Source organism: Actinoplanes sp. NPDC004185, from assembly GCF_053603475.1.
The window spans coordinates 66429-78329 of record NZ_JBSGFR010000043.1; the positions used below are offsets into that span (position 1 = coordinate 66429).

The 11901-nt window shown below is 71.5% G+C and carries 14 protein-coding genes; 7 read left to right on the forward strand and 7 right to left on the reverse strand.

Features of this window, described 5'->3' with window-relative positions; all coding sequences use genetic code 11:
* The 5 genes from tal to pgl all read left to right on the forward strand — a co-directional run bounded on the left by tal (nt 1) and on the right by pgl (nt 5137).
* Entirely contained in the window at nt 1-1143 is a 1143-nt protein-coding gene (tal, locus tag ACWEOZ_RS34205) for a transaldolase (protein ID WP_451914813.1), read from the forward strand.
* Between the two features lie 174 nt (nt 1144-1317).
* A complete protein-coding gene (locus ACWEOZ_RS34210; RefSeq protein WP_451914814.1) occupies nt 1318-1716 on the forward strand; it encodes a hypothetical protein in 399 nt (132 codons plus the stop codon).
* A gap of 50 nt (nt 1717-1766) precedes the next feature.
* A complete protein-coding gene (zwf, locus tag ACWEOZ_RS34215) occupies nt 1767-3284 on the forward strand; it encodes a glucose-6-phosphate dehydrogenase (RefSeq protein WP_451914815.1) in 1518 nt (505 codons plus the stop codon).
* The gene (locus ACWEOZ_RS34220) at nt 3281-4297 is read left to right on the forward strand and encodes a glucose-6-phosphate dehydrogenase assembly protein OpcA (RefSeq protein ID WP_451914816.1); all 1017 of its coding nucleotides are present in this window, start codon (nt 3281-3283) and stop codon (nt 4295-4297) included. The genes zwf and ACWEOZ_RS34220 overlap by 4 nt, the downstream gene beginning before the upstream one ends.
* Nucleotides 4298-4366: 69 nt before the next feature.
* Nucleotides 4367-5137 (forward strand): 6-phosphogluconolactonase, encoded by a 771-nt coding sequence (pgl, locus tag ACWEOZ_RS34225; protein WP_451914817.1) that lies wholly within the window; start codon nt 4367-4369, stop codon nt 5135-5137.
* Between the two features lie 107 nt (nt 5138-5244).
* On the opposite strand, the gene ACWEOZ_RS34230 is transcribed toward pgl, so the two are convergent.
* Complete coding sequence (locus ACWEOZ_RS34230; protein ID WP_451914818.1) at nt 5245-5673, reverse strand: hypothetical protein; 429 nt, start codon at nt 5671-5673, stop codon at nt 5245-5247.
* Entirely contained in the window at nt 5670-6254 is a 585-nt protein-coding gene (locus ACWEOZ_RS34235) for an RNA polymerase sigma factor (RefSeq protein ID WP_451914819.1), read from the reverse strand. The genes ACWEOZ_RS34230 and ACWEOZ_RS34235 overlap by 4 nt, the downstream gene beginning before the upstream one ends.
* Before the next feature lie 48 nt (nt 6255-6302).
* Between ACWEOZ_RS34235 and ACWEOZ_RS34240 the strand changes: the two genes are divergently transcribed.
* On the forward strand, nt 6303-6707 hold the full coding sequence (locus tag ACWEOZ_RS34240; RefSeq protein ID WP_451914820.1) for a hypothetical protein: 405 nt from the start codon (nt 6303-6305) through the stop codon (nt 6705-6707).
* 91 nt (nt 6708-6798) lie between these two features.
* Nucleotides 6799-7413 (forward strand): GNAT family N-acetyltransferase, encoded by a 615-nt coding sequence (locus ACWEOZ_RS34245; RefSeq protein WP_451914821.1) that lies wholly within the window; start codon nt 6799-6801, stop codon nt 7411-7413.
* Nucleotides 7414-7419: 6 nt separating this feature from the next.
* Here the strand turns inward: ACWEOZ_RS34245 and ACWEOZ_RS34250 are convergent, their stop codons facing one another.
* From ACWEOZ_RS34250 to gap, 5 genes are all read right to left on the reverse strand, one after another.
* Nucleotides 7420-7767 carry an RNA polymerase-binding protein RbpA gene (locus ACWEOZ_RS34250; RefSeq protein ID WP_203763021.1) on the reverse strand — a complete coding sequence of 116 codons (348 nt, stop codon included), beginning with the start codon at nt 7765-7767 and terminating at the stop codon, nt 7420-7422.
* A gap of 178 nt (nt 7768-7945) precedes the next feature.
* A complete protein-coding gene (secG, locus tag ACWEOZ_RS34255) occupies nt 7946-8200 on the reverse strand; it encodes a preprotein translocase subunit SecG (protein WP_360547801.1) in 255 nt (84 codons plus the stop codon).
* Nucleotides 8201-8287: 87 nt separating this feature from the next.
* On the reverse strand, nt 8288-9079 hold the full coding sequence (gene tpiA / locus ACWEOZ_RS34260; protein WP_451914822.1) for a triose-phosphate isomerase: 792 nt from the start codon (nt 9077-9079) through the stop codon (nt 8288-8290).
* Nucleotides 9079-10275, reverse strand: coding sequence for a phosphoglycerate kinase (locus ACWEOZ_RS34265; RefSeq protein ID WP_451914823.1), 1197 nt, complete (start codon nt 10273-10275; stop codon nt 9079-9081). The genes tpiA and ACWEOZ_RS34265 overlap by 1 nt, the downstream gene beginning before the upstream one ends.
* A 5-nt stretch (nt 10276-10280) precedes the next feature.
* Nucleotides 10281-11276 (reverse strand): type I glyceraldehyde-3-phosphate dehydrogenase, encoded by a 996-nt coding sequence (gap, locus tag ACWEOZ_RS34270; protein ID WP_360828333.1) that lies wholly within the window; start codon nt 11274-11276, stop codon nt 10281-10283.
* Between the last annotated feature and the right edge of the window lie 625 nt (nt 11277-11901).

Consider the following 11901-nt stretch of genomic DNA (forward strand, 5'->3'; position numbering starts at 1 on the left):
ATGACCGACAGGCTGGCAGAGCTTTCCGCCGCTGGTGTAGCGGTGTGGCTCGACGACCTCTCCCGCGTCCGGCTCGAGACCGGCTCGCTCGACAAGATGCGCCGCGAGCAGCACGTGGTCGGCGTGACCACCAATCCGTCCATCTTCGCCAAGGCCCTGGCCGACGCGGAGGCGTACGACAAGCAGCTGAAGGACCTGGCCGCGCAGGAGGTGACGGTCGAGGAGGCCGTGCGCCTGCTGACGTCGTACGACGTGCGCTGGGCGTGTGACGTCATGCGGCCGGCGTACGACGCGTCCAACGGCGTCGACGGCCGGGTGTCCATCGAGGTGGACCCGCGCAGCGCCCACCTGACCGAGAAGACCGCCTCCGAGGCCAAGACGTTGTGGTGGCTGGTCGACCGGCCGAACCTCTACATCAAGATCCCGGCGACCCAGGCGGGCCTGCCGGCGATCACCGCGACGCTGGCCGCGGGCATCAGCGTCAACGTCACGCTGATCTTCTCGCTGGAGCGCTACCGGGCCGTCATGGACGCGTTCCTGGCCGGCATGGAGCAGGCCAAGGCCAACGGCCACGACCTCACCAAGATGGGTTCGGTCGCCTCGTTCTTCGTGTCCCGGGTGGACACCGAGATCGACAAGCGGCTCGACAAGATCGGCAGCGAGGAGGCCAAGGCGCTGCGGGGCAAGGCCGCGGTCGCCAACGCGCAGCTCGCGTACCAGGCGTACGCCGAGGTCTTCAGCTCCGACCGCTGGCAGGCGCTGGCCGACGCGGGTGCCCTCCCGCAGCGGCCGCTCTGGGCCTCGACCGGCACGAAGAACCCGGACTACAAGGACACCATCTACGTCGAGGAGCTGATCGCTCCCGGCACGGTGAACACCATGCCGGAGTCGGTCATCAAGGCGTTCGAGGACCACGGGGAGACCCGCGGCGACACGGTCACCGGCTCGTACACCCAGGCGCAGAAGGTGATGGACGACGTCGCCGCCGCCGGTGTCGACCTGGCCGACGTGTTCCGGGTCCTCGAGGACGAGGGCGTCGAGAAGTTCGAGGCCAGCTGGGCCGAGCTGCTCGAAGACGTGAAGAAGTCGCTCAAGGCCGCGGCCAAGGGCGCGGACAACCCGAGCGACGCCGCCAAGTCGTAGCGACTCGACACTGTTCGCGGGCGTGGAGGCCGCCGCGGGGTCTGTCATTCATGGCAGCCCGGCGACGGCCTCCCGCCGCGAGCGGGTCCCGCAGGGCATTCTCGGCCTGCTCGCCCGCCGCTCGACAAGACCGCCGATCCCGCACCCGCGACACCGTCCTTCGTCGAGGGCGCCGTGGAGATCTTCACCACTGGCTCTGCCCCGGACCTCGCCGACGCACTGCGTGAGCTGCTCGCCCAGGTGGACGATCAGCTCCGCATCCAGGCGTTCCCGGACCGTGCCGGCGACGCCGAGGTGGCCGCCGCGAGCGGCCGCCCGGCCGGCTTCGGCTGGGGCTCGTACCACCGCGGCGGACCGCTGCACGGCTCGTTTCTGCAGATCACCGGTGCGGTCACCGGCGACGTCGCCGTGCCCGGGCAGGAGCGCACGCTCGGCGATCTGCAGGCGGCCCGGGCCGCCGGTAACCGTCAGACCTCGGCGGGCCGGGGCCGTCCGTTGCTGCATCTGCACCTCACCGACCGGGCCGGCGGCATCCGCCAGGTCCTCGCCGCCGCCGAGATGTTGCGGCACTGACCCTTGGCCGTAACGCTGCGGGACACCAAAAAGCTGGCAGGATGGGTCCCGTGGGTAATCCGCTGCGTACCGCACAGGACCGACGGCTTCCCAGGATCCCCGAGCCCTGTGCTCTGGTGATCTTCGGAGTCACGGGCGACCTGTCCCGAAAGAAACTCATCCCGGCGGTCTACGACCTGGCCAACCGGGGTCTGCTGCCGCCCGGATTCGTGGTCCTGGGCTTCGCCCGCCGCGACTGGGGCGACGGCGACTTCGAGTCGCTGGCCTACGAGGCGGCCAAGAAGGGCGCCCGGACCCCGTGGCGTGAGGACGTCTGGACCAGGCTGGCCAGCCAGTTCCAGTTCGTGCCCGGCTCGTTCGACGACGACGCCGCCTTCGACCACTTGGCGACCACGCTGGACGACCTGCGTGAGCGCAACGGCATCGCGGGCAACGCCGCCTTCTACTTCTCCATCCCGCCGGCCGCGTTCCCGCTGGTGCTCAACCAGCTGGCCCGCACCGGGATGGCCGACAACGCCAAGTCCGGCGGCTGGCGCCGGGTGGTGGTCGAGAAGCCGTTCGGCAACGACCTGAAGACCGCGATGGCGCTGAACAAGCTGGTCGACGAGGTCTTCACCCCGGCCGACGTGTTCCGCATCGACCACTACCTCGGCAAGGAGACGGTCCAGAACATCCTGGCCCTGCGCTTCGCGAACAACCTGTTCGAGCCGGTGTGGAATTCCAAGTACGTCGACTCGGTGCAGATCACCATGGCCGAGGATGTCGGCATCGGCACCCGGGCGGCGTTCTACGACGCCTCCGGCGCCGCCCGCGACGTGCTGCAGAACCACCTGCTGCAGCTGCTCGCGCTGGTGGGCATGGAGGAGCCGACGAGCTTCGACCCCAACGACGTACGCGCTGAGAAGCTGAAGGTCCTCAAGGCCATCAGCCTGCCCGCCGACATCGCCAAGGGCTCGGTCCGCGGGCAGTATCTGCCCGGCTGGGTCGCCGGCGAGCGCGCGGTCGGCTACCTCGAGGAAGCCAACATCCCGCCGGACTCCACCACGGAGACGTACGTGGCCGTCCGGCTCGGCATCCAGAACAGACGCTGGGCCGAGGTGCCGTTCTACGTCCGCGTGGGCAAGCGGATGCCGCGGCGGGTCACCGAGATCGCCATCATGTTCAAGAAGGCGCCGCACCTGCCGTTCGACCCGGCCGACGTGGAGATGCTGGGCAACAACCAGCTGGTCATCCGGGTGCAGCCGGACGAGGGCGTGGTGCTGAAGTTCGGCTCCAAGGTGCCGGGCACCACGATGGAGGTCCGCGACATCGCGATGGACTTCCAGTACGGCGAGGCGTTCACCGAGTCCAGCCCGGAGGCGTACGAGCGGCTCGTGCTCGACGTGCTCGTGGGCGACCGGACGCTGTTCCCGGACGCGGCCGAGATCGAGCAGAGCTGGCAGGTCATCGACCCGCTGGAGGCCGCCTGGGCCGGGACCAGGCCGGAGCCGTACCGCTCCGGTGAGTGGGGCCCGCGGGCGTCCGACGAGATGCTGGCCCGCGAGGGCCGCGCGTGGAGGCGAGCATGATTGGGCTGTGGGACACGACCGGTAACGAGGTCGTCAAGGCGCTGGCGGCCGAGCGGCGCAGTGCGGGTGGTGTGGCCAGCGGCCTCGCCCTGACGCTGGTCGCCGTCGTGGAGGAGAAGAAGGTCCGCGAGGCCGAGGCCGCCGCGACCATCGCGGCGTCCGCGCACCCCTGCCGCCTGCTCATCGTGGTCCGCTCGGACCTCGAGGGCCGCAGCCGGCTGGACGCGGAGATCGTGGTGGGCGGCCGGCTGGGCCCGGCCGAGGCCGTCGTCATGCGCATGTACGGCCGCCTGGCCCTGCACGCCGAGTCGGTCGTCATGCCCCTGCTCGCCCCGGACGTGCCCGTGGTGACCTGGTGGCACAGCGAGCCGCCGGACGTCATCGCCAACGACTTCCTGGGCGTGGTGGCCGACCGGCGCATCACCGACTGCAAGCTCGCACCGGACCCGGTGGCCGCGCTGCGCCAGCGCGCGAAGGACTACGCGCCCGGCGACACCGACCTCACCTGGACCCGGATCACCCTCTGGCGCACCCTGGTGGCCGGCGCGTTCGACACCACCGACGAGCGGGTCACCGGCGCGACGATCGTGGCGCCGCTCAACGACCCGACCGCCGCGCTGATGCAGGGCTGGCTGAAGTCGCGGCTGGGCATCGATCCGGTGTGGGAGCACACCGACCGTTCGCCGCGGATGCACTCGGTGGAGCTGCAGTGCGCCAACGGTGACTGCGTCCGGGTCACCCGGGACGAGGGCACCGCGCTGTTCAGCCGCACCGGCCAGGAGGACCGGTACATGCCGCTGCCGAAGCGACCCGTCGGTGACGAGCTCGCCGAGGAGCTGCGCCGGCTGGACGCCGACCAGATCTACGGCGAGGCGCTGGGGGCCATGGCCGGTGTCGCGGGGCTGGACAGCAAGCCGGCGATGCGCGTACACGTGTGGAAGGACCCCATGCAGGCCGAGCGGGCGGGCGACGCGGCCGGTGCCTTCGCGGGCCCGGGTGGCTCCGCCGCCTGACGCTCTAAGATCGTGGGGGCCGCTCGCCGACTCGGCGGGTGGCCCCTTTCTCCGGTGACGAGGGGCTTCATGAGCGAGACCGTTGTGGTGGTGGTTCCCGACGCCGACATCCTGGCGTCGACGGTGGCGGCGCGGCTGGTCATCAAGATCATCGACGCGCAGGCCGAGCGCGGCTGGGCCAGTGTCGTGCTGACCGGCGGCCGGGTGGCGGCCAAGGTGCTGCGCTCGGTCAAGGAGCTACCGGCCTCCGACGCGGTCGACTGGTCCCGGGTCGACCTGTGGTGGGGCGACGAGCGCTTCCTGCCCGCCGGTGACCCGGACCGCAACGAGACCCAGGCCCGCGAGGCGCTGCTGGACGCGCTGCCGCTGGACCCGGCCCGCGTGCACGCCATGCCCCCGTCCGACGGCCCGGACGGCGACGACGCCAAGGCGGCCGCCGCCCGCTACGCCCGCGAGCTGGCCGCAGCGGCCAAGCCGGGCAGCTCGGAGCTGCCGCACTTCGACGTGCTGATGCTCGGCGTGGGCGAGGACGGCCACGTGGCGTCGATCTTCCCCGAGCACCCGGGCGGTTACGAGACCGGCACGGTCGCGGCGGTGCACAACAGCCCGAAGCCGCCACCGACCCGGATCTCGCTGACCATGCCCACGATCCGGACGGCCGAGGAGGTCTGGCTGATCGCCGCGGGCAAGGACAAGGCGGCGCCGGTCGGCATGGCGATCGAGGGTGCCGGGCCGAAGCAGCTGCCGGCAGCCGGCGCGGTCGGCACCGACAAGACGCTGTGGCTGCTGGACCGGGCCGCGGCGGCCAACGTCCCGCCGAAGGCCCGCAGCCTGCGCTGACGGGCCACCCAGCCCGGAGGTCAGGCCGAGCGGGTCGTCGCGGCCACGCGAATCGGCGCGGCCGAGCGGTCCGGCGCGGCCACGGGTGGCTGCCCTGACGAGCCTGGTCAGGGCGTCCGGGCGGGCGTCCGGACGGGCGTCCGCGGTATGGACCCGGGCGCGGTCCGCTCCGGGGAGGCGCTCGGAGCGGTCGTGGCCGACGGCGGCGGGGGCGACTCGCTGGTGCCGACGGTCGACGGGACCGGTTCGGAGACCGACGTCGGGCTGGGTGAGGGCGCGAACGACGGTGAGGGCACCGTGGCGGCCGGGGCGTTCGGGACCGGCAGCGGCGGATCACCGGCGGGCCGCCGTACCGAGAAGACCACCGCCACCACGACGGCCGCGACCACCAGCAGCGAGCGCCACCAGGGCCGCCACGACCGGCGGGCCGGCGCCGCCGTGGTCGGCGGCACGGCCGGCTGCAGGCTGCCGGGGGTGATCTGACCGGCCCGCGCGGACAACGCCCGGCGCACCCGATCCTCCAGGTCCGTGCTCATCGGTACTCCCCCAGCAGGCCGCGCAGGATGCCCAGCGCACGGCTCGCGGTCGACTTGACCGTGCCGCGGGACACCCGCAGCACCTCGGCGATCTCCTGCTCGGACAGCTCCGACCAGTACCGCAGCACCACGACCTGGCGTTGCCGCACGGTGAGCCGGGCCAGCGCGGCCAGCACCTCGCGGTCGCCCTGGCCGAGCAGCACCTCGTCCTCGGCGGCCGGCGCGAGGCCCGGCCGCGGCGGGACGTAGGCGCGGGCGGTGCGCCGGCGCCGCAGCGCCGACCGGGCGGCGTTCATCACCCCGGTCGTGAGGTACGCGTGCGGGTCGGCCACGGTACGCAGGTCAGCCCCGTGCCGCCGGTACAGGGCGGCGAACACGTCCTGCACGATGTCCTCGGCAGTGGGCAGGTCGTCGACCATGAGCACCGCCAGCCGCACCAGGCTGAGCCGGCGGGCGTGGTAGAGCTCGTTGATCGCCGGCGGCCCGTCCGCGCCCGCGCCGCGCACCCCTGCCGATCGCCCGGACAGCATCGAGCGCAGCCAGCGCGGTACGAGCGCCGGCAACGCTACGACGAAGGTCATGACACTCCTGTGGGTCAGCGCCGGGTCCGGGTGGGCGAGGGTACCGGGGTGGCGCCCGGCTTGTCGCCGGCCCGCGTGGGCGACGGCACCGTGGAGGCGCTCGGCTTGACCCGCGTGGGCGACGGCACCGTGGAGGCGCTCGGCTTGACCCGGGTCGGCGACGGGACCGGCGCGGCGGTCGCGGTCGGCTCCGCGGGCACCGGGCGGGCCGCCGGAGACTCCGCCGGAGCGCTGGTCTCCTCCGGGGCCGTGCTGGCGGTGGGTGCCGGCGACGCGGCGGGCGACGTGGCCGGAGCCGGGCTGGTCACCGCCGGCGCCGGTGCCGGGGCCTCGTCCGCGAAAGCCCTGGTGGCGGTCACCACGCCGGCCAGGACGACAACAGTCGCGGCGGTGGCGATCGAGGCGGTACGGCGGGTCAGGCGCATCACGGAACTCCTGTGCGGTCGGGGGTGATCCTTCGCAGGAGTAGACGCCCGGCGCCGGAATGGGTTGGCTGTGCCACGGTGACGCCCGTCACAGGGTGCCGTTACCTAGACTCGCGGCTGTGCAGCCCTTGATCCGCGCGTACCGTCCCGCCGACCTCGACGCCGTCTACGACATCTGCGTGCGTACCGCCGATGCCGGGGGTGATGCCCGGGGTCAGTACTCGTCCGACCGGCTGATGGGTGACATCTTCGCGGCGCCGTACGTGACGCTCGAGCCGGAACACGCGCACGTCCTCGACGACGGCACCGGCGCAGCCGTCGGCTACATGCTCGGCACCGCCGACACGGCCCGCTTCGCCCAGCGTTACCGCGACGAGTGGCTGCCCGCGACCGCCGGCTGGTATCCGCACCCGGCGGAGCCGGCGGTGACCCGTGAGGACAGCATGCTGTGGCTGCACGAGCACCCGGAGCGCATGATCGTGCCGGAGCTGGCCGGCTACCCCGCGCACCTGCACATCGACCTGCTGCCGCAGTGGCAGGGACAGGGCTGGGGCCGCGGCCTGATCAGCGCCTTCCTGGCCGGCCTGCGGGCCGCCCGGGTGCCCCGGGTGCATCTGGGCATGGCGGTGACCAACGTCAGCGCCCGAGCCTTCTACGAACGGCTGGGCTTCGTCGAGATCCCGGTGCCCGGTGCGGTCACCGTCACCTATCTCGGCCGGGACACGGCCGAGTAGCGCGTCCTACTCGCTGCGGCCGCGGCGCTGCCGGACCTTGGCCAGCGCCTCGGCCAGGATGGCCGCCCCGTCCTCGTCGGAGCGCCGCTCCTTGACGTAGGCCAGGTGCGACTTGTAGGGCTCGCTGCGCATCCGGCCGGGAGGCTTCTCCCGGTCGAGACCGCCGGGCTGGCCGCACCGGGTGCAGTCCCACGTCTCCGGGGGCACCACATCGGCCGCGAAACGGACCTCCACGGGGTGTCCGGCGGCGCACCAGTACGTCACCTCCCGCCGCGGGGCGGGCTCACTGCGCTCGTCAGGGCGCATCGGGCTGGAGCCGACACGACTGCCGCGGATCGCACTGCCACTGGACACGGAAGTCACTCCTGTCTCGAGGGCGTTTCATCGCCGGGGAAAGCGGCGGTATAAAAGCGGTGGAAAACAACCGCGCGGCCCGGACGGACCGGACCGCGCGGCAGAGTCTACGACTCGCGGAGCATCTGGAGGAAGACCTGATAACGAACGCTTGGGAAGCGGACGTTAACTATGTGTTTCAGCCCGCCTGCGCGACCTTGAGCCAGAGGCCCAGGCCCACGATGCAGGCGAACCAGATGACGCCCACGAGCACCGTGTAGCGGTCCAGGTTCTTCTCCGCGACCGAGGAGCCGGCGAGGCTGGAAGTGACGCCGCCACCGAACATGCTGGACATGCCGCCGCCCTTGCCGCGGTGCAGCAGGACGAGCAGGGTCAGCAGGATGCTGGAGATGAGCAGCAACACGATCAACGTGTACGCGAACGCGATCGGCATGGTCGGGTCATTCCTCTCGAAGGGCACAGCAGCGCCACCACAATAGCGGGTGCCCGGCCGTCGCATGGCGGCGGCCGGGCCTACAACTCAGCGCTGGACGTGCTCGCGGAACCGGACGATCGACGCGAACTCCTCGGCGTCCAGGCTCGCGCCGCCGATCAGGGCGCCGTCCACGTCGGGCTGCGCCATGATCGCGGCGATGTTGGCCGCCTTCACGGAGCCGCCGTACTGCACGCGCACCGCGTCCGCCGTCTCCGCGCCGTACTTCTCGGCGAGCCGCGCCCGGATGGCGCCGCACACCTCCTGCGCGTCGTCGGGCGTGGCGGTCTTGCCGGTGCCGATCGCCCACACCGGCTCGTACGCGATCACGATGTTCTTGACCTGCTCGGCCTTGAGCCCGTCGAGCGCGCCGTCGAGCTGCGAGCAGCAGTGCGGCACGTGGTTGGCGGCCTCGCGGATCTCCAGGCCCTCACCCACGCAGAGGATCGGCGTCAGGTCGTTGGCCAGGGCCGCCTTCACCTTGGCGTTGACCAGCGCGTCGTCCTCGTTGTGGTACTCGCGGCGCTCGGAGTGCCCGATCACCACGTACGTGCAGCCCAGCTTGGCCAGCATCGCCCCGGAGATGTCCCCCGTGTACGCGCCGCCCTTGTGCGGGGACAGGTCCTGCGCGCCGTAGCGGAGCGGCACCTTGTCGCCGTCGATCGCCGTCTGCACACTGCGCAGGTCGGTGTACGGCGGCAGCACGACCGCCTCGACGTCGGTCAGCTGCTGCTCGGTCAGGCTCGCGGCGAGCTTCTGCACAAGGAGGATGGCCTCGAAGTGGTTGAGGTTCATCTTCCAGTTGCCGGCCATGATCGGCCGGCGGGTCACGTCAGCCATCAGGACTCCAGTGCCGAGACGCCGGGCAGGGACTTGCCCTCGAGGTATTCCAGCGACGCGCCGCCACCGGTCGAGATGTGCCCGAAGCCGGACTCGTCGATGCCCAGGGTGCGTACGGCCGCGGCCGAGTCGCCGCCGCCGACCACCGAGAAGCCGTCGATCTTGGTGATGGCCTCGGCGACGCCCCGGGTGCCGGCCGCGAACGGCGCCAGCTCGAAGACGCCCATCGGGCCGTTCCAGAAGACCGTCTTCGCCGAACCGATCGCCTCGGCGAACAGCGCGACCGACGCCGGGCCGATGTCCAGGCCCAGCCGGTCGGCCGGGATCGCGTCAGCAGCGACCACGTCATGCGCGGCGTCAGCCGCGAAGGCGTCAGCGGCCACGACATCCACCGGGAGCACGATCCGGCCGTCAGCCTGCGACAGCAGGTCGGCGCAGGTGTCGATCATCTCGGCCTCGAGCAGCGACTTGCCGACCTCGTGGCCCTGGGCCTTGAGGAAGGTGAAACACATGCCGCCACCGACGAGCAGCTTGTCGACCTTCGGCAGCAGCGCCTGGATGACGGCGAGCTTGTCGGAGACCTTCGAGCCACCCAGCACCACCACGTACGGCTGCTCCGGGGTCTCGGTCACCTTGCGCAGGACCTCGACCTCCTTGAGCACGAGGCCGCCGGCGTAGTGCGGCAGCCGCGCCGCGACGTCGTAGACCGAGGCGTGCTTGCGGTGCACCGCGCCGAACGCGTCGTCGACGTAGAACTCCGCGAAGGCGGCGAGCTGGTCCGCGAAGGCGCCGCGCTCGGCGTCGTCCTTGCTGGTCTCTCCGGCGTTGAACCGCAGGTTCTCGAGCAGCAGCACCTGGCCGTCGCCGAGCGAGTCGACGGCGGCGGACGCCGAGGCGCCCACGGTGTCCTCCGCGAACACGGCCGGCGAGCCGAGCAGCTCGCCGAGACGCTTCGCGACGGGCGCCAGGGTGTACTTGGGATCCGGCGCGCCCTTCGGGCGGCCGAGGTGCGAGCAGACGATCACCCGGGCGCCCGCGTCACGCAGGGCGACCAGGGTCGGCAGCACCGCGCGGATGCGGCCGTCGTCGCTGATCCGGGTCGGGTCGCTCTTGTCGAACGGGACGTTCAGGTCGGCGCGCACGAGCACGCGCCGACCCGAGACACCCTCGCCGAGCAGGTCGTCGAGAGTCTTCAACTGGCTCAGCCGACCAGCTTGACCAGGTCGACGAGGCGGTTCGAGTAGCCCCACTCGTTGTCGTACCAGCCGACGACCTTGACCTGGTTGCCGATGACCTTGGTCAGACCGGCGTCGAAGATGCAGGAGGCCGGGTCGGTGACGATGTCCGAGGAGACGATCTGGTCCTCGGTGTAGACCAGGATGCCCTTGAGCGGGCCGTCCGCGGCAGCCTTGATGGCGGCGTTGACCTCGTCGACGGAGGTCTCCTTGCCGGCCTGGAAGGTCAGGTCGGTGGCCGAGCCGGTCGGGATCGGCACGCGCATCGCGAAGCCGTCGAGCTTGCCCTTGAGCTCCGGCAGCACCAGGCTGACGGCCTTGGCGGCACCGGTCGAGGTCGGCACCACGTTCAGGGCGGCGGCGCGGGCGCGACGCAGGTCCTTGTGCGGGCCGTCCTGCAGGTTCTGGTCCTGCGTGTAGGCGTGGATCGTGGTCATCAGGCCACGCTCGATGCCGATCGTGTCGTTGAGCACCTTGGCCATCGGCGCGAGGCAGTTCGTGGTGCAGGAAGCGTTCGAGATGATCGTGTGCTTCGCGGCGTCGTACAGGTTGTCGTTGACGCCCATCACGATCGTGATGTCCTCGTTCTTGGCCGGCGCCGAGATGATGACCTTCTTGGCGCCGTTGTCGACGTGCGCCTTGGCCTTGGTGGCGTCGGTGAAGAAGCCGGTCGACTCGATGACGACGTCGGCACCCAGGTCACCCCAGTGCAGGTTGGCCGGGTCACGCTCGGCGAACGCCTTGAAGGTCTTGCCCGCGACGGTGATCTCGTCGGCGGTGGCCTTCACCTCGTGCGGCAGGCGGCCCAGGATGCTGTCGTACTTCAGCAGGTGGGCGAGCGTCGCGTTGTCGGTCAGGTCGTTCACCCCGACGATCTCGATGTCCGCGCCGGAGGCGGAAACCGCCCGGAAGAAGTTGCGGCCGATACGGCCGAAGCCGTTGATGCCAACCCGGATGGTCACAGGTGGATCTCCTCGTTTCGGTCCGCCGGGATCTAGGACCGGCGGAGGTCTGCGTGCCGACCTGATCGAGGGCCGGCAGTTGCTTCATCTGGCCACCGCGCCTCGAAGTCGAGTCCGCCGCGGCCAGGTCGGAGCTGGCGCTGCCGGCGGCGCCCGGCGCGGGCGGCCATGCTTGCCGGCACCGTCGCCGTCGAGGCCACCCTATCCGAGAACCCTTTCGCCCCTGGACCGGGGGCGCGACCTGATCGTGACCTAAGGTGCGCAAACGTTTCCGGTACGCGCACACCCATCGACAACCGCAAACCTGGATGGGCGTGGTTTCGTCGGCGGGCCGGGGTGGTGGTCCGGGCCGTTGGGCTCTGCCGGGGCTGACTGGTCGGTTGCGGCCGGGGTTGGCGGGTCCGTCGCTGTCGGGTCCGTCGCGGCCGGGGTCGGCGGGGTCCGTCCCGGCCGGGGTCGGCGGGGTCCGTCCCGGCCGGGGTCGGCGACTCCGTCGCGGCCCGGGATTGGCGAGTCCGTCGCGGCCCGGGGACGGCGGGTCCGTTGCGGTTGACGGTTGGGGGCCGGGGGGGGGCCACCTGTGTGTTGGTTTGGTTTTTTTTGTGGTTGTGGTACCCACATCTCA